The 18,024-nt window shown below is 57.4% G+C and carries 16 protein-coding genes; 10 read left to right on the forward strand and 6 right to left on the reverse strand.

The features are described from left to right. The first annotated feature begins 11 nt into the window (after positions 1 to 11). Positions 12 to 734, forward strand: a complete 723-nt coding sequence (gene folM / locus AC1VYI_RS14500) for a dihydromonapterin reductase (protein ID WP_134866445.1) — start codon at positions 12 to 14, stop codon at positions 732 to 734. On the opposite strand, the gene AC1VYI_RS14505 is transcribed toward folM, so the two are convergent. Beyond that, positions 731 to 1,066: a GlpM family protein gene (locus AC1VYI_RS14505; protein ID WP_023311470.1), complete on the reverse strand. Its 336-nt coding sequence runs from the start codon at positions 1,064 to 1,066 to the stop codon at positions 731 to 733. The genes folM and AC1VYI_RS14505 overlap by 4 nt on opposite strands. Positions 1,067 to 1,194: 128 nt before the next feature. On the opposite strand from AC1VYI_RS14505, the gene rstA reads away from it, so the two are divergent. The 4 genes from rstA (at position 1,195) to tus (ending at position 4,795) form a co-directional block, all read left to right on the forward strand. Then, a complete protein-coding gene (rstA, locus tag AC1VYI_RS14510) occupies positions 1,195 to 1,911 on the forward strand; it encodes a two-component system response regulator RstA (protein ID WP_021241154.1) in 717 nt (238 codons plus the stop codon). A gap of 246 nt (positions 1,912 to 2,157) precedes the next feature. Beyond that, on the forward strand, positions 2,158 to 2,418 hold the full coding sequence (locus AC1VYI_RS14515) for a hypothetical protein (protein WP_045356969.1): 261 nt from the start codon (positions 2,158 to 2,160) through the stop codon (positions 2,416 to 2,418). Between the two features lie 75 nt (positions 2,419 to 2,493). Further along, complete coding sequence (gene rstB, locus AC1VYI_RS14520; protein ID WP_045401324.1) at positions 2,494 to 3,792, forward strand: two-component system sensor histidine kinase RstB; 1,299 nt, start codon at positions 2,494 to 2,496, stop codon at positions 3,790 to 3,792. Between the two features lie 73 nt (positions 3,793 to 3,865). Then, complete coding sequence (gene tus / locus AC1VYI_RS14525; RefSeq protein ID WP_134866447.1) at positions 3,866 to 4,795, forward strand: DNA replication terminus site-binding protein; 930 nt, start codon at positions 3,866 to 3,868, stop codon at positions 4,793 to 4,795. Here tus and fumC read toward each other — a convergent pair whose 3' ends face one another. Next, positions 4,796 to 6,190 carry a class II fumarate hydratase gene (fumC, locus tag AC1VYI_RS14530; RefSeq protein ID WP_134866449.1) on the reverse strand — a complete coding sequence of 465 codons (1,395 nt, stop codon included), beginning with the start codon at positions 6,188 to 6,190 and terminating at the stop codon, positions 4,796 to 4,798. A gap of 183 nt (positions 6,191 to 6,373) precedes the next feature. Beyond that, on the reverse strand, positions 6,374 to 8,020 hold the full coding sequence (gene fumA, locus AC1VYI_RS14535; RefSeq protein WP_023311463.1) for a class I fumarate hydratase FumA: 1,647 nt from the start codon (positions 8,018 to 8,020) through the stop codon (positions 6,374 to 6,376). Between the two features lie 199 nt (positions 8,021 to 8,219). Between fumA and manA the strand changes: the two genes are divergently transcribed. Both manA and AC1VYI_RS14545 read left to right on the forward strand, forming a co-directional pair. After that, positions 8,220 to 9,395 carry a mannose-6-phosphate isomerase gene (manA, locus tag AC1VYI_RS14540; RefSeq protein ID WP_134866451.1) on the forward strand — a complete coding sequence of 392 codons (1,176 nt, stop codon included), beginning with the start codon at positions 8,220 to 8,222 and terminating at the stop codon, positions 9,393 to 9,395. Positions 9,396 to 9,494: 99 nt separating this feature from the next. After that, complete coding sequence (locus AC1VYI_RS14545) at positions 9,495 to 11,027, forward strand: YdgA family protein (RefSeq protein ID WP_134866452.1); 1,533 nt, start codon at positions 9,495 to 9,497, stop codon at positions 11,025 to 11,027. Between the two features lie 39 nt (positions 11,028 to 11,066). Here AC1VYI_RS14545 and AC1VYI_RS14550 read toward each other — a convergent pair whose 3' ends face one another. Further along, positions 11,067 to 11,921, reverse strand: coding sequence for an alpha/beta fold hydrolase (locus tag AC1VYI_RS14550; protein WP_134866454.1), 855 nt, complete (start codon positions 11,919 to 11,921; stop codon positions 11,067 to 11,069). Positions 11,922 to 11,936: 15 nt separating this feature from the next. After that, positions 11,937 to 12,917: an MBL fold metallo-hydrolase gene (locus AC1VYI_RS14555; RefSeq protein ID WP_134866456.1), complete on the reverse strand. Its 981-nt coding sequence runs from the start codon at positions 12,915 to 12,917 to the stop codon at positions 11,937 to 11,939. Between the two features lie 107 nt (positions 12,918 to 13,024). On the opposite strand from AC1VYI_RS14555, the gene AC1VYI_RS14560 reads away from it, so the two are divergent. Continuing rightward, positions 13,025 to 13,921 (forward strand): LysR family transcriptional regulator, encoded by an 897-nt coding sequence (locus AC1VYI_RS14560; RefSeq protein WP_134866458.1) that lies wholly within the window; start codon positions 13,025 to 13,027, stop codon positions 13,919 to 13,921. 2 nt (positions 13,922 to 13,923) lie between these two features. Here the strand turns inward: AC1VYI_RS14560 and AC1VYI_RS14565 are convergent, their stop codons facing one another. Further along, positions 13,924 to 14,952, reverse strand: a complete 1,029-nt coding sequence (locus AC1VYI_RS14565) for a Mal regulon transcriptional regulator MalI (RefSeq protein WP_023311457.1) — start codon at positions 14,950 to 14,952, stop codon at positions 13,924 to 13,926. Between the two features lie 177 nt (positions 14,953 to 15,129). Between AC1VYI_RS14565 and malX the strand changes: the two genes are divergently transcribed. Beyond that, complete coding sequence (malX, locus tag AC1VYI_RS14570; RefSeq protein WP_134866461.1) at positions 15,130 to 16,722, forward strand: maltose/glucose-specific PTS transporter subunit IIBC; 1,593 nt, start codon at positions 15,130 to 15,132, stop codon at positions 16,720 to 16,722. 48 nt (positions 16,723 to 16,770) lie between these two features. Then, positions 16,771 to 17,943 (forward strand): MalY/PatB family protein, encoded by a 1,173-nt coding sequence (locus AC1VYI_RS14575; RefSeq protein ID WP_226483728.1) that lies wholly within the window; start codon positions 16,771 to 16,773, stop codon positions 17,941 to 17,943. The last annotated feature ends 81 nt before the right edge of the window (positions 17,944 to 18,024 follow it).

Consider the following 18,024-nt stretch of genomic DNA (forward strand, 5'->3'; position numbering starts at 1 on the left):
AGGAGAATACGATGGGAAATGCACCGCTTCGCCCAATACTGATTACCGGTGGAGGCCGCCGTATCGGCCTCGCCCTCGCCCATCACTTTCTCAACCTTCGCCATCCGGTCATTGTCAGCTACCGTACGGAATACCCGTCGATTGAAGGGTTACGCAAAGCCGGGGCGGTCTGCATTCAGGCTGATTTTTCGACTGATGAAGGCATTCTGGCTTTCGCGGAAAAGGTAAAAGCCGCCACGACGGGACTGCGCGCCGTGATCCATAACGCCAGCGCATGGCGAGCCGAAAAACCCGGTACGTCACTCAGCGAAACGCTCTCCTCCATGCTGCAGGTCCACGTCAATGCCCCTTATCTGCTTAACCACGCTCTGCAGGATCTGCTCCGCGGCCATGGGCACGCGGCGGGCGACATTATTCACTTTACCGATTATGTGGTTGAGCGAGGCAGCGACAAGCACATCGCCTACGCGGCCAGCAAAGCCGCGCTGGATAATATGACACGCTCGTTTGCCCGCAAGCTCGCGCCCGAGGTGAAGGTGAACGCCATCGCCCCGGCGATGATTTTGTTTAACGAAAACGATGATGCAGAGTATCGTCAGCAGGCGCTGAATAAGTCGCTCATGAAAATCGCCCCGGGCGAGAAAGAGGTCATCGATCTTGTGGATTATCTGCTCACCAGCTGCTACGTCACCGGCAGAACCTTTGCCGTGGACGGCGGCCGACCGCTGCGCTAGTGAAAGCGGCTCCAGAAGAAAATTAACACCCAGGCGCTGAGTCCCCAGCAGACCACCGCCCCGCTCAGCGCCAGGGGAAGACGCAGAAAACCGGTGAAATACCACAGCGAAAGCAGGTAGAGAAAATACGGAATGATAGACCACATGCCAAACACGATGGTTGTGCGTAACGCTTCCGTGCCCCGCTCAGAAGCCACGATATAGTGGGCAATCAGCGCAAAGGTCGGGAACAGCGGGATTAGCCCGGCAATGTAGTAGTTTTTCGTTTTTGCCAGAATGCCAATCAGTAACACCACCAGCGCGCCCAGCGCGGCTTTGATCGCCAGCCCCATACTTTTTCCTATAACAATCAAATAACATTAAGAGCCAGAATAACGGAACCGGCGTTAATTTTGAAAGATTAATGGAAGGTTAAGGTTCCGCGGTGTATGTTGGCTTTTTTCACGAAAACAGACGCTGTATGAATAAGATTGTTTATGTTGAAGACGAACCCGAGGTCGGGCAACTGATCGCCGCCTATCTGGGTAAACATGATATGGACGTCATTGTTGAACCTCGCGGCGATCGTGCCGAAGAGGTGGTCGTCCGTGAAAACCCGGATCTGGTGCTGCTGGATATCATGCTGCCAGGCAAAGACGGCATGACGCTCTGCCGTGACCTGCGCGCCCGGTGGGAGGGCCCTATCGTTCTGCTCACTTCACTGGACAGCGATATGAACCACATTTTGTCGCTGGAGATGGGCGCAAATGACTACATTCTGAAAACCACACCGCCTGCCGTCCTGCTTGCCCGCCTGCGCCTGCATTTGCGCCAGCACGCCAGCATCGAACGCGAAGCGCCCGCGCCGTCTCTGACGCCGCACAAAGCGATGCGCTTCGGTACGCTGTCTATCGACCCTATTAACCGCCAGGTGCTGCTCTCCGGCGAGCTTATCGCCCTCTCCACCGCAGACTTTGACCTGCTGTGGGAGCTGGCAACGCACGCAGGGCAAATTATGGACCGCGACGCGCTGCTGAAAAACCTGCGTGGCGTGAGCTATGACGGAATGGACCGCAGCGTTGACGTGGCGATTTCGCGTCTGCGCAAAAAGCTGCAGGATAACGCTACCGAGCCCTACCGCATTAAAACCGTGCGTAACAAGGGTTATCTGTTTGCCCCGCACGCCTGGGAAACCTGACTCCGTTATCCGGTTAGCATAACTTGCGCGAAATGAAGGGATTAAACACCGATGCCCTCTCTTTCGCGCGTTTATTTATCCGTTTGCGCAACAATTGACTTGCTAAGCACGCGAACTATTCCATAATTAAGTCTCCCACTCTCCTTTCTTCAGCTCGCCCCGACTGCATGTAGACTCGCTTTCACCGCGAAGCGTTACGATATCTCTCCCATACAATCTTGAAATGAGGATTTAAGCCTATGGCATATGTATAGCTACAATCAGGTAGAAGCCATCAAAACCAATCTCGAGTGGATTGTTAATCAGGCAGCCCTAAGGCGCGCCTCTCCCTCGCGCTCCGATCAAAAAGCGCTTTTTGACCTGCTGGAACTTATCCAGTCTTTCGAAATACTCCTGGATTTAATTAACGAATTCGGTACCGATGTGATTGATACGCACATTGCAGAAGGCCTGGCCGTGACGGAAAAACTCATCGCCAAGGTAAAAAACAGCGCGAAAGCCATGTAACACGCGCGACAGACGTGAAAAACGGGAAGGGTTTTCATGTATATTCTGCACATAGCGTTTTTTCGGTGAGACCCAATGAAAAAGCTGTTTGTGCAGTTTTATCTTTTACTGTTTGTCTGCTTCCTGGTCATGACCATGCTGGTCGGGCTGGTCTATAAATTCACCGCCGAACGTGCGGGCAGGCAGTCGCTGGACGATCTGATGAAAAGCTCGCTCTACCTGATGCGCAGCGAGCTCAGAGAGATCCCCCCACACGACTGGGCGAAAACCCTCAAAGAGCTGGACCTGAATCTGTCGTTCGATTTACGCATCGAGCCGTTGAAAGATTTCGATCTGGATCCGCCCGCTATGCAGCGTCTGCGCGACGGGGACATCGTCGCGCTGGATGAGAAATACACCTTTATCCAGCGCATACCGCGCAGCCATTACGTGCTGGCCGTCGGGCCGGTGCCCTATCTCTACTATCTCCACCAGATGCGTCTGCTGGACATGGCGCTGATGGCTTTTATCGCCATTTCGCTCGCGTTTCCGGTTTTTATCTGGATGCGCCCGCACTGGCAGGACATGCTGAAGCTGGAATCCGCCGCGCAGCGTTTTGGCGAGGGGCATTTTACCGAACGCATTCACTTCGACAGCGGTTCCAGCTTTGAACGTCTGGGCGTGGCTTTTAACCAGATGGCCGATAACATCAATGCCCTGATCGCCAGTAAGAAGCAGCTGATCGACGGCATTGCGCACGAGCTGCGCACGCCGCTGGTTCGCCTGCGCTACCGTCTGGAGATGAGCGAGAATCTGACTGACGCGGAGTCTCAGGCGCTTAACCGCGACATCGGCCAGCTTGAGGCGCTGATTGAGGAGCTGCTGACCTACGCGCGCCTCGATCGTCCGCAAAACGAGCTGAACCTCAGCACGCCGGATCTGCCCGCGTGGCTGCAAACCCACATCGATGACGTTCAGAGCGTGAACCCGCAGCGCACGCTGTTAACGCGCGTCACGCCGGGTGATTACGGCGCGCTCGATATGCGCCTGATGGAGCGCGTGCTGGACAATCTGATGAACAACGCCATGCGCTACAGCGAAAGTACGCTACAGATCGGACTGGATTTGCAGGGCAATCAGGCCAGCCTGACGGTGGAGGATGACGGTCCGGGGATTGCCCCGGAAGCGCGAGAAACCGTGTTTGAACCGTTTGTCCGCCTCGACCCCAGCCGCGATCGCGCCACTGGCGGATGCGGCCTGGGGCTGGCGATTGTTTACTCTATCGCGCAGGCGATGGGCGGGACGGTGCATTGCGAAGAGAGCGAGCTCGGCGGCGCGCGCTTCTGCTTTAGCTGGCCGGTGTATCATAACATCGCCCTTCCCGTCCCTGCCTGACCTTAACCGCACGCTGGCCTGACCCGGCGTGCTGTGCTATATGATAAGTATGTTGTAACTAACGAGAGTGCTTATGGCGACTTACGATCTCCTCGAACGGCTGAACAGCACGTTTCGGGAAATAGAACACGAGCTCCTGACCCTGACCGAACGTCTGCAGAGCTGCCGCCTGCTGGCCGCGCGCGTCTTTACCCTGCCCGAGGTGGCTAAAGGGGCCGAGCACGACCCGCTGGACACCATCGAGGTTGAACAGCACATCGGCAGCGCCGCCCTTGAGCTGGCGCTGAAGCACTATCGCCGACTGTTTATCCAGCAGCAGTCAGAAAACCGCAGCAGTAAGGCCGCCGTGCGTCTGCCCGGTGTGATCTGCCTGCAAACCGATGCGACAACGCGTGACGCGCTGGAAAGCCAGATTACCCATATCAACACCCTGAAAGCGGCCTTTGAAAAGATCGTTACCGAAGAGTCCGGCCTCGCCCCTGCCGCCCGGTTTGAATGGGTGCACCGTCAGCTTCCGGGGCTGATTACCCTGAACGCCTATCGCACGCTGACGGTACTGCGTCACCCCGCCACGCTGCGCTTCGGCTGGGCGAATAAGCACATCATTAAAAACTTCACCCGGGATGAGATTCTGGCGCAGCTGGAAAAAAGCCTGAAGACGCCGCGCACCGTCGCACCGTGGTTGCGCGAGCAGTGGATTGAGCGCCTGGAGCAGGAGTACCACAGCATCGCCTCGCTTCCGGCGGACGCGCGCCTCAAGATAAAGCGCCCGGTGAAGGTGCAGCCTATCGCCCGCGTCTGGTATTCCGGCCAGCAAAAACAGGTTCAGCATGCCTGCCCTACGCCGCTGATTGCGCTTTATGATGCCGATCAGGGGGCCATCGTGCCGGATATTGGTGAGTTGCTGAATTACGATGCTGAAAATGTCCAGCACCGTTACCGACCTCAGGCGCAGCCGCTGCAGCTGATTATTCCGCGGCTGCACCTGTACGTGGCGGGATGACTATTTCAGGCTGCCGACCATCGCCTCAGGGCGCACCCAGGCATCGAAATCCTCCTCCGTGAGATAGCCCAGCGCCAGGGCGGAGGCTTTCAGCGTCAGCCCCTCTTTGTGCGCTTTTTTAGCGATCTCGGCGGCCTTGTCGTAGCCGATATGGGTATTCAGCGCCGTCACCAGCATCAGTGATTCATTGAGCAACTGGCTGATACGCTCGCGATTCGGCTCAATCCCTACCGCACAGTGCTCGTTAAAGCTCTCCATCCCGTCCGCCAGCAGACGAATTGATTGCAGAACGTTATGGATCACCATCGGACGATAGACGTTCAGCTCGAAGTTGCCGGACGCACCGCCCAGGTTGACGGCCACGTCGTTGCCCAACACCTGACAGCAGAGCATGGTCATGGCTTCGCACTGGGTCGGGTTCACTTTACCCGGCATGATGGAGCTGCCCGGCTCGTTTTCCGGAATACTGATTTCACCGATGCCGCAGCGCGGACCCGAGGCCAGCCAGCGCACGTCGTTGGCGATTTTCATCAGCGAGGCCGCCAGCCCTTTCAGCGCGCCGTGGGTGTGGACCAGCGCATCGCAGGTCGCCAGCGCTTCGAACTTATTGGGCGCCGTGACGAACGGCTGCCCGGTGATGTTTGCCAGCTCCTCCGCCACGCGCACCGCGTATTCAGGATGGGTGTTTAACCCGGTCCCGACCGCCGTTCCGCCGAGCGCCAGCTCCGCCAGGTGCGGCAGGCTGTACTCAATATGCTTCAGGTTATGTTCCAGCATCGCCACCCAGCCGGAAATCTCCTGGCCGAGCGTCAGCGGCGTGGCGTCCTGCAGGTGCGTACGGCCAATTTTGACGATGTCGCGGAAGGCCTGCGCTTTCTCGTTGAGCGTGGATTTCAGGACGTTGAGCTGCGGGATTAGCTGCTCGCGGATAGCAATCACCGCCGCCACGTGCATCGCCGTCGGAAAGACGTCGTTAGAACTCTGGCTTTTGTTGACGTCATCGTTCGGATGGACCTTACGCTCCATGCCGCGCACGCCGCCCAGCAGTTCGCTGGCCCGGTTCGCCAGCACTTCGTTCATGTTCATGTTGCTCTGGGTGCCGGAACCGGTCTGCCAGATGGCGAGGGGGAATTCGTCGGGATGCTTACCCGCCAGCACTTCGTCGGCGGCGTTGATGATGGCGGTCGCTTTTTCTGCCGGCAGCAGGCCTAAATCCTGGTTCACTTTAGCGGCGGCGCGTTTGGTGAGCGCCAGCGCCTGAATCAGCGAGACGGGCATTTTTTCGGTCGAAATACGGAAGTGCTCCAGCGAACGCTGGGTTTGCGCGCCCCATAGCTTGTCGGCCGGGACGTCGATGGCGCCCATCGAATCTTTCTCATGGCGTACCGTGGTCATTACTTTCTCCTTGATAACAAAAGAGGGATTGCTCACATGCTTAAGGGATAAGTATTGATGACTTCTGAGAAACGATATGGCGCTTTGTGCGCTCTTTTTGATGTCGGGTGGCGCTGACGCTTACCCGACCTACCAGACTCGTAGGCCGGGTAAGGCGCAGCCGCCACCCGACAATTTACAGAATTACTTCACGCACGCCGAGCACTGGGACGACTGGATCTGCTTGAAGAAGTCGTTGCCTTTGTCATCCACCAGGATAAACGCCGGGAAGTCTTCCACTTCAATTTTCCAGATCGCTTCCATACCCAGTTCCGGGTACTCCACGCACTCCAGGCTCTTAATGCTGCCCTGCGCCAGAACCGCAGCCGGGCCGCCGATGCTGCCGAGGTAGAAGCCGCCGTGCTTGTGGCAGGCGTCCGTCACCTGCTGGCTGCGGTTGCCTTTCGCCAGCATGATCATGCTGCCGCCGTTGGCCTGCAGCTGGTCAACGTACGAGTCCATACGCCCTGCCGTGGTTGGGCCTAACGAGCCGGACGCGTAGCCTTCAGGCGTTTTCGCCGGGCCGGCGTAGTAGATCGGGTGATCTTTAATGTACTGCGGCAGCCCTTCGCCGTTGTCCAGACGCTCTTTCAGCTTCGCGTGCGCGATGTCGCGACCCACGATGATCGTGCCGTTCAGCGAGAGACGGGTCGAGACCGGATACTGCGAAAGCTGCGCCAGAATCTCTTTCATCGGACGGTTCAGGTCAACGCGAACCGCTTCACCCTCACCCGCTTTGCGCAGCTCTTCCGGGATGTATTTGCCCGGGTTGTTTTCCAGTTTTTCGATCCACACGCCTTCGCGGTTGATCTTCGCCTTGATGTTGCGATCCGCAGAGCAGGACACGCCCATCCCGACCGGACAGGAGGCACCGTGACGCGGCAGACGGATCACGCGCACGTCGTGGGCAAAGTATTTACCGCCAAACTGCGCGCCGAGGCCCAGATTTCGCGCCTCTTCCAGCAGTTCCTGCTCAAGCTGCACGTCGCGGAACGCCTGGCCGTGCTCGTTACCTTCGGTAGGCAGGCCGTCGTAGTATTTAGTTGAGGCCAGCTTGACGGTTTTCAGCGTGCTTTCCGCCGACGTACCGCCAATCACAAACGCGATATGGTACGGCGGGCACGCCGCGGTGCCGAGGGTGCGCATCTTTTCAACCAGGTAGTTCTTCAGCTTGCCCGGGGTGAGCAGCGCCTTGGTTTCCTGGTAGAGATAGGTTTTGTTGGCTGAACCGCCGCCTTTGGCGATGCAGAGGAATTTGTACTCGTCACCATCGACGCTGTAGAGATCGATCTGTGCTGGCAGGTTGGTGCCGGTGTTGACCTCTTTATACATATCCAGCGCCGCGTTTTGCGAATAGCGCAGGTTATCTTCGGTGTACGTGTTGTAGACGCCGTGCGCCAGGGCCGCTTCGTCACCGCCGCCGGTCCAGACGCGCTGGCCTTTTTTACCGACGATGATCGCCGTGCCGGTGTCCTGACAGGTAGGCAGAATACCTTTCGCGGCGATGTCTGAGTTACGCAGGAACTGCAGGGCAACGTATTTATCGTTTTCGCTGGCCTGCGGGTCGCTCAGGATATCGGCAACCTGCTGCTGGTGCGCAGGACGCAGCATAAACGAGGCGTCGTGGAAAGCGTGCTGCGCCAGCAGCGTTAGCGCCTGAGGATCGACCTTGAGGATCTCTTGTCCTTCAAACTCAGAGACGGAGACGTGATCGCGGGTTAACAGGTAATACTCGGTCCGATCCTTACTGAGGGGGAAAGGATCCTGATAATGGAAGGGTTTATTCGACATTGGTCTCTCACTTACTGCTTCGGTCTGTTTATTCAGGGCAGATGTTCCGCTGCCCGGCTTAAAAGCGAGTCAGCTTATCCTACACAATTTTTTAACAAAAACTGAGACTAGTACGACTTTTTACATCCACAGGTTACTTCCATGAGGTTTATTGCTTTAATACCCGGAGTTAATTCCACAATTGAATCAGGGCTTGATAATGCAAAAACTCATTAACTCAGTGCAAAACTACGCCTGGGGAAGTAAAACTGCGTTAACGGATCTCTACGGTATCGCGAACCCGAACAACCTGCCGATGGCAGAACTGTGGATGGGGGCGCACCCGAAGAGCAGCTCAAAAATTGAAGACGCCAGCGGCCAGGTACGCAGCCTGCGTGACGTGATTGATGCCGATAAAGCCGCGCTGCTGGGCGACAAGGTGGCTCAGCGCTTTGGGGAACTGCCGTTCCTGTTCAAGGTGCTGTGCGCCGACCAGCCGCTCTCCATCCAGGTTCACCCGAACAAGAAAGCCTCTGAAATCGGTTTTGCGAAAGAGAACGCGGCGGGTATTCCGTTGGACGCCGCCGAGCGTAACTACAAAGATCCTAACCACAAGCCGGAGCTGGTGTTCGCGCTGACGCCGTTCCTGGCGATGAACGCGTTCCGCGAGTTTTCAGAGATCGTCTCCCTGCTGCAACCGGTCGCGGGTGCCCACAAGGCTATCGCCCACTTCCTTGAAAACCCGAACGCGGACGCGCTGAGCCAGCTGTTTGCCAGCCTGCTGAATATGCAGGGTGAAGAGAAATCTCACGCGCTGGCGGTACTGAAAGCGGCTCTGGGCAGCCAGCAGGGTGAACCGTGGGAGACTATCCTTCTGATCTCCGAATTCTACCCGGACGACAGCGGCCTGTTCTCCCCTCTGCTGCTGAACGTGGTGAAGCTGAACCCGGGCGAAGCGATGTTCCTGTTTGCCGAAACCCCGCACGCCTACCTACAGGGCGTGGCGCTGGAGGTAATGGCCAACTCAGATAACGTGCTGCGCGCGGGCCTGACGCCGAAATACATCGATATTCCTGAGCTGGTTGCCAACGTGAAGTTTGTGGCGAAACCTGCCGCGGAACTGCTGACTCAGCCGGTGAAAAACGGCGCAGAGCTGGACTTCCCGATTCCGGTTGAAGATTTTGCTTTCTCCCTGCACGACCTGAGCCAGGCCGAAACTGCCATCGCGCAGGAAAGCGCGGCGATTCTGTTCTGCGCCGAGGGCGAAGCAACGCTGCGCAAAGGCGAACAGCGTCTGGTGCTTAAGCCCGGTGAGTCAGCATTTGTTCCAGCCAATGAGTCTCCGGTCAGCGTAAGCGGCACCGGTCGTCTGGCGCGCGTTTTCAATAAGCTTTAAGCACTTACTGAATTTTTTAACAACTCTTGCTAAGCTAGTTGCAGGCTTAATATCTCCAGGCGGTTTTTACCGCCTGGTTTCATTTTAGGGATAGTCGCAATGAAAAAATCGGTCGTAGCGGTTGGAGTGATTGTAGCGTTAGGCGTGGTCTGGACGGGTGCCTCCTGGTTTACCGGGAAACAGCTGGAAGGCCGTCTGGCTGAGATGGTGGCGCAGGCTAACGGAGAGATTAAGCGCAGCGCGCCGGAGGCGGGCCTTGAGCTGAGCTACCAGAATTATCATCGCGGCGTGTTTACCAGCCGTATGCAGCTGGTGGTGAAGCCGGTTGCCGGTGCTGAAAACGGCTGGCTGAAACCGGGCCAGAGCGTGGTGCTGGATGAGGTGGTGAGCCACGGTCCGCTGCCGCTGGCGCAGCTGAAGTCCTTTAACCTGATCCCGTCGATGGCGTCCGTTCATACCGTGCTGGTGAATAACGACGTCACCAAACCGCTGTTTGACCTGGCGAAGAATGAATCGCCTTTCGACATTAATACCCGAATTAGCTATGCCGGTGACACGAGTTCCAATATTGCCCTGAAAGCGCTGAACTACGAGAAAGAGAATGAGAAAGTCGCCTTTAGCGGCGGCCACTTCAAACTCGATGCCGACCGCGACGGAAACGTGTTCTCCCTGACGGGTGAAGCGGAAAGCGGCCTGGTCAATGCCGTGAACGAATATAACCAAAAGGTTCAGCTCACCTTCAACAACCTGAAAGCCGACGGCAACAGCCGAATGACCGATTTCCAGGAGCGTATCGGCGATCAGAAACTCTCTCTCGACAAGGTAGCCATTGCGGTTGAAGGAAAAGAGATGGCCGTGCTGGAAGGCATGGACGTCAACGGCAAATCCGACGTTTCCAAAGACGGTAAAAGCATCAACACGCAGTTGGATTACACGCTGAAGAGCCTGAAGGTGCAGAATCAGGATCTGGGCACCGGCAAGCTGTCGCTGAAGATCGGCAATATCGACGGCCAGGCGTGGCACGAGTTTAGCCAGAAATACAGCAAAGAGAGCCAGGCGCTGCTGACCGATGCCGCACTCCAGCAGAACCCTGAGGTGTATCAGCAGCAGGCGATGGCGGTACTGTTCAACAACCTGCCTGTCCTGCTGAAAGGCGAGCCGGTGATCACCGTTGCGCCGCTGAGCTGGAAAAACAGCAAAGGCGAAACCAGCTTTAACCTGTCGCTGTTCCTGAAAGATCCGGCAACCGCAACGGGTGCACCGCAGACGCTGGCGCAGGAAGTGGATCGCAGCGTGAAGTCGCTCGACAGCAAGCTGACCATCCCGATGGATATGGCGACCGAGTTTATGACCCAGATTGCGAAGCTGGAAGGCTACGGCGATGAAGACGCCGGCAAGCTGGCGAACCAGCAGGTGAAAGGTCTGGCGGCCATGGGCCAGATGTTCCGCATCACCAAAGTGGAAAACAACACGATCTCCACCAGCCTGCAGTACGCCAACGGCCAGGTAACGCTCAACGGCGACAAGATGCCGCTGGAAGAGTTCGTCGGCATGTTTGGTATGCCGACTCTGGGGATACCAGAACCGGCTGAACCGGCAGCGCCAGCCGAACCGGCGGCACCGCAGCAGTAAACAGAAAAACCCCTCACATGAGGGGTTTTTTTATGCCCGCTAACTTTTCCATCCCGCCAGGAAATCCAGCAGAAGTGCGTTCACTTTCTCTGGCTGCTCCTCCTGCGGCAGATGGCCGCACTCATCAATCCCCTGCGCCCGCAGGTTATCCGCCATTTCGGCCCAGACGCTTTCCATATCGAAAAGCTTGCCGACCGCATGAAAATCATTACCCCACAGCGACATTACCGGGCAGGTGATTTTCACCTCAACGTCAGCCATATCCTGCGCCACATCCTCTGCGTTGGCACGATAGTCAGCCATTGCGCCACGCACCGCACCCGGCGCCTGATACGCCCGAACATAGGTGTCAAACGCCTCGCCGCTAATGGTCGAGGGATTGTAGGTCCAGTCCGAGAAAAAGTGGCGCAGCCAGATATGCTCCCGACCCGCAATCAGCGCTTCCGGCAGGTCTGGCACAAGATGAAACAGGAAGAACCAGTACGCACGCGCAATCGACGCATTCAGATCGCGCGCCACAATACGCGTTGGCACGTTATCCATCACCACCAGTCGATCCACCAGCTCAGGGTAATCTTTTGCAAACCGCGTCGCGACGCGCGCGCCGCGATCGTGCCCCACCAGCACCACTTTCTGTAAACCCAGGACACGCATCAGCTCCCGGATGTCCCGCGCCATGTTGCGCTTATCATAGCCAGAAGCAGGTTTATCCGTTTCGCCATACCCGCGTAAATCCGGTGCAATCACGCGGTAGTGCCGGGAAAGTACGGGTATCTGGTAGCGCCAGGCATAGTTTGTTTCAGGAAAACCATGCAGGAGAATAACCGGTGCACCTTCACCCTCTTCGACCATAAACTGACGGATACCGTTTGCCGTTACGGTGTAACTTTTCATGCTCGTCACCTCACTTTATTTCAGCAGAGGCACGTTGGCCGCACGTTGATAAGGACCGTAATTGACAGGATTCCAGCTATAGCCCTGCTGCCAGGCGGTGATATGACCGATACCGGGGAAAGGCAGATGCGCTGCGGCCATCCACTCACCGTCTTTTGCCAGCGCGTTAAACTCCTGCGCCCTGGATGAGATGGCTTTTTTCGGATCGACATCAAAGCGAATAGACACTTCAGGGTGCGGGAACTGGACGGCAGGAGCATGAATCAAATCCCCAATGAAGTTGATAGCCGTCCCCTGCGACGCGAAGCGATAAACGGTACTGCCAGGCGTATGCCCAATGGCATATGCCGTCTGGACTTCCGGGACAGGCGAAGCTGGCGGGACGAAGGTTTTAAGGTGCCCGGCGGCTTTATACGCAGACAGCGCATGCCTGGCGATAGCGAAATACTCCCTCGCATTAGCCGGCGCGCTCGCTTCTTTTGCGGGATCAAGCCAGTAGTCGGCCTCCCCCTGCGGTACGTAGACGGTGGCATTGGGGAACAACGCCTTACCCTCTGCATCGCTCAGGCCGCACACGTGGTCAAGATGCAGGTGGGTCAGGAAAATGGTATCAACCTGCTCGGGACGGTACCCTGATGCGTTCATATTGCTGACCAGCTGACCGGCCGTTTCCGCCATGCAGTGGCCACCCCCGCTGTCAATCATGACCAGGTGTTTACCGGTATTCACCAGAAAGGCGTTAAAGGCGGTAGGCATGCGTTCGGCATCAATTTTGTGTTGAGCCAGCAGTTCGCGAACCTTGTCGCCTGAGAGCCCGTGTAGCAAGGCTGGCGAAAGATCGTTATAGCCGTCGAACAGCGCCGTCACCTCATATTCCCCGACCGCCAGACGATAATAGCCCGGAACCTGCTGTTTAACCTGCGCCGGGGCATCTGCCCACGATGTGCTTGCCAGGAGCAGGCCGCTGAGCGCCAGAACCGTTTTCAACTTTTTCATCTTCACTCCAGATTGATATTTTTCAGGTTGTGAAGAGACTATGGCAGCGTAACGATAAATAATGTAGATATATACTTTGATAAGTCAGCATAACGAAAATCGATACAATGAAACTGGAAGACGTTGAAGTGTTTGTCGAAGCCATCAAGGCGGGTAGCCTGGCGGGCGCCGCGCGTCGGCTCTCTGTGAGCGCCATGGCGGCATCACGGTCTCTTAATAATCTTGAGGCTGAACTTGGGGTCAGGCTGGTGCACCGCACCACGCGTTCCCTCTCACCCACCAGCGATGGGGCCGTTTTTTTGCCCCATGCGCAGGCGTTGCTGGAAGATAAAAATAACGCGCTGGCCGATCTGTTTCCCGAGGGGACGCACCTTTCCGGACGACTGCGCATTACCGCCTCAGCGGGGTTTGGCCGTAAGATCGTTGCTCCCATGCTGACCCGGTTCATGCAGCAACATCCCGCCCTGCAGGTCGATTTACTCGCAACCGACGAACAGGTTGATATTGTCGGAAAAGGCATAGACGTGGCGTTACGCATTGCGCCGCTGCGCGATAACCGGCTGGCTGCCCATCGCCTGTGTCACAACCCTCGCGATCTCTGCGCCAGCGCGGCGTATCTTGCCGCGAATGGCTATCCAAAATCGTTTAACGATCTGGCGGCACACAGCTGTCTGACCACGTCAGATACCGTCCACTGGTCATTCGAACAGGGTGAACAGCGCTACAAACAAAAGGTGTCGGGCCGATTCTCCGCGAACTCTATTGAGGCCATTTTCGAAGCCTGCCTGGGAGGGTTGGGGATCGCCAATTTATCCCGCTGGTACGTAGAGCCGGCGTTCAGAGAGGATAAACTCGTGCGGATCGTCCTGGAGGATGCCCACCCGGAATCGCTGGCCGTTTGGGCGGTTTACCCGACCTCCCGGCTGATCCCGGCTAAAGTACGAAAGTTTGTGGAAGCGCTGGAAGCCGAACTGTTGCTCAATCCGCTAACGCAACCCGCCTGATATTATTTTACCGTCACCAGCCGCGCCGCCACAATCTGGTGTCCGGCCTGAACGTCCGTGTTGTCGATGCGCTGCATGATCCTGTCCGCCAGCGTGTAGCCCATCTCCCGCGCAGGGGTGGTAGCCCAGACGATCGGCAGATCGTCTAGCGCGTTTTCACCGACGTCGGCGAACGCCCCCAGCGCCACCTGATGGCCGAAGAAGGTTTCCACCCCGCCCTCGCCGCTCTGACGCCCGGCGCGGATCAGGCCAAACCAGGCGCCCATGGCAATCACATCGTTGTAGCAAATCACGGCGCTGATCGTCGGACTGCTGCGCAGCAGCGCGCCTATCGCTTCCGCCGCTTTCTTCTGGCTGGATTCACACTCCACGACCCATTCGCTGTGGAACGGCAGGCCGTATTTAATCAGCGTCGCGCAGTAGCCGCCGACCCGCTCGGCGCGGGTCAGGGACGAGCTTTTCCCGCCGAGCCACGCAATGCGCTGGTGTCCGCGACGAATAAGATGCTCGGTCAGCATTTGCGCGGCCTGCATGTTATCCGGGCGCAGCGTATCGGCCTCGTCGAGGTAGCTGGCGCGCGAAGCAAACACCAGCGGCACGCCTTTTTCGGCGGCGCGCTCGCACAGCTCGCTGCCCACGCCCGACGCTCCGGCGACGATTACCCCGTCAACACCCTGATTCAGCAGCATATCGAGCCGGGAAAGAAGCTGATCGGCCTCGCGACCGCCGTGCAGAAGAAAGACCATCCGCCCCTGCGCTTCAAGCGCTTCGGTTAACCCGGCGGTCAGCTCCGCATAGAAAGGTGACGTCAGGTCGCGAACAATCAGGCCAATCACTCCGCTTTGCCCGCCGCGCAGCGCCGACGCCTGACGGTTACGCACAAAACCCAGCTGCTCAACCGCCTCGTTAACCCGCTGACCGGTCGCAGGAGAGATGCGCCCTTTTCCGCTTAGCACCAGAGAAACGGTGCTGACGGAAACGCCCGCCGCCAGCGCGACATCGTTGATGGTGATTTTTTTCGCTACAGCCATGTGTTGGCGTGACTCCCTGAAATGAGATCGGTAAAACGTTTTATCAATACGTTATCTTTATACTACCAGTCAAAGCCTGAGAATGTGATTTAGCGCGCACTAAACTTTGATAAAACGTTTTATCTTCTCGCAGCATTGAAGCAGGCAAACTGATTTTAACAATAAAGGAGTCGTTTTATGACGGCGAAAGCAGCACAAAAAATATCGCTGTGGGAATTTTTCCAGCAACTGGGTAAAACCTTTATGCTGCCCGTGGCACTCCTCTCGTTCTGCGGGATCATGCTCGGGATCGGCAGCTCGCTGAGCAGTAAAGACGTCAACACGCTGATCCCGTTCCTCGGTACCCCAGTGCTGCAGGCGATCTTCATCTGGATGAGTAAAGTCGGCTCCTTTGCGTTTAGCTTCCTGCCCGTGATGTTCTGTATTGCTATCCCGCTGGGCCTGGCGCGCGAAAATAAAGGCGTCGCGGCGTTTGCCGGGTTTGTGGGTTACGCCGTGATGAACCTGGCGGTTAACTTCTGGCTGACCGCGAAAGGCATTCTGCCGACCACCGACGCCGCCGTGCTGAAAGCCAACAACATTCAGAGCGTGATCGGCATCCAGTCTATTGATACCGGGATCCTCGGGGCAGTGATCGCGGGTGTGATTATCTGGATGCTGCACGAGCGCTTCCACAATATCCGGCTGCCGGATGCCCTGGCCTTCTTCGGCGGTACCCGCTTCGTGCCGATTGTTACCCTGGTGGTGATGGGCCTGTTTGGTCTGATCATTCCGCTGATCTGGCCGGTCTTTGCGATGGGCATCAACGGCATTGGCCGCATCATCAACGGCGCGGGAGATTTCGGTCCGATGATCTTCGGCACCGGCGAGCGTCTGCTCCTGCCGTTTGGCCTGCAGCATATCCTGGTGGCCCTGATTCGCTTCACCGAAGCGGGCGGTACGATGGAGGTATGCGGTCACGACGTGAGCGGCGCGCTGACCATCTTCCAGGCGCAGCTGAGCTGTCCGACCACCCACGGCTTCTCGGAAAGCGCCACCCGCTTCCTGTCTCAGGGTAAAATGCCTGCCTTCCTCGGCGGCCTGCCGGGTGCCGCGCTGGCGATGTACCACTGCGCGCGCCCGGAAAACCGTCATAAAATTAAAGGCCTGCTCATTTCCGGCGTGATCGCCTGCGTCGTGGGCGGAACCACCGAGCCAATCGAATTCCTGTTCCTGTTCGTCGCACCGGTGCTGTACCTCATCCACGCGGTGCTGACCGGTCTGGGCTTTACCGTGATGGCGGTGCTGGGAGTGACCATCGGCAACACCGACGGCAACGTGATCGACTTCGTGGTGTTCGGGATCCTGCACGGCCTGTCCACCAAGTGGTACCTGGTGCCGGTCGTGGCGGCTATCTGGTTTGCGGTTTACTACGGCATCTTCCGCTTCGCCATCACCCGCTTTAACCTGAAAACGCCTGGCCGCGATACCGATACGGCGAGCAGCGTTGAACAGGCGGTTGCCGGGACCGTGGGCAAATCCGGCTACAACACACCGGCCATTCTGGCGGCGCTGGGCGGCGCGGATAACATCACCTCGCTCGATAACTGCATCACCCGCCTGCGTCTGTCGGTGGCGAATATGTCAAAAGTGGATACCAACGCCCTGAAAGCCAACCGGGCCATCGGCGTGGTACAGTTAAATCAGCACAATTTGCAGGTGGTTATCGGCCCGCAGGTCCAGTCGGTGAAGGATGAGCTGGCAACCCTGATGCGAACAGTTGAAGCCTGATGCCTCAGCCCCCTCTCATGAGGGGGTTTTACTTTAAGGACTCACGTCATGTTTGATTTTTCTACCGTCGTGGATCGACACGGCACCTGGTGTACGCAGTGGGACTACGTCGCCGACCGCTTTGGCGCGGCCGATCTGCTGCCCTTCACCATCTCGGATATGGATTTCGCCACCGCGCCCTGCATTACCGACGCGCTGCATCAGCGCATTAATCACGGCGTGCTGGGCTACAGCCGCTGGAAGAACGATGAGTTTCTCGCCGCCGTCGCGCACTGGTTCCAGCAGCGCTTTAACAGCACGATTGATACGGAAACCGTCGTTTATGGTCCTTCCGTAATCTACATGGTGTCAGAGCTGATTCGTCTCTGGTCACACCCCGGCGACGGCGTAGTGGTTCACACCCCGGCATACGACGCGTTTTACAAAGCTATTGAAGGGAATGCGCGTCATGTGGTGCCCGTGGAGATGGAAAAGCACGCCGCAGGCTGGCAGGGAAATATGGCTGCGCTGGAAGCGGCCCTGGCAAAACCTGAAAACAAAATTTTGCTGCTGTGCAGCCCGCAAAACCCAACCGGCAAGGTCTGGACGCGGGACGAGCTGACGCAGATGGCTGAACTGTGCGCACGCAATGACGTGGCGGTTATCAGCGATGAAATTCATATGGACATGGTGTGGGGAGAGCATCGTCACACGCCGTGGAGCGCTGTGGCGCGCGGCAAATGGGCGCTTCTCACCTCCGGCTCGAAAAGCTTTAATATTCCGGCGCTGACGGGCGCTTACGGCCTTATTGGTGATGAGGAGAGCCGTAACGGTTATCTCAGCGCGCTAAAAGGCCGGGACGGACTCTCTTCCCCTTCCGTGCTGGCAGTGACGGCACATATCGCCGCCTATCAGCAGGGAGCGCCGTGGCTGGATGCCCTGCGGGGATATCTGGAAGAGAATCTGTTGTATATCGCGCAGGAGGTAAACCGCGCCTTTCCGAAACTGAACTGGCAGCCGCCCGAAGCGACCTACCTGGCCTGGATTGACCTGCGCCCGCTGAACATTGACGATCGGGCGCTACAAAAAGTGCTGATCGAGCAGCAAAAAGTCGCCATCATGCCGGGATATACCTACGGCAAAGAGGGAAACGGCTTTGTTCGCCTGAACGCCGGCTGTCCACGCAGCAAGCTGGAACAAGGGGTGCAACGCCTCATTACCGGGATTAACACGCTCCTGTAATCAATTTGCGCAACGGAATATTCCCTTGCGCAAATAGCTTTTTACCCCGTTTTGTTTTTATAATATGGCGCACTTTAACCA

Source organism: Enterobacter sp. QK-SA4, assembly GCF_056856775.1.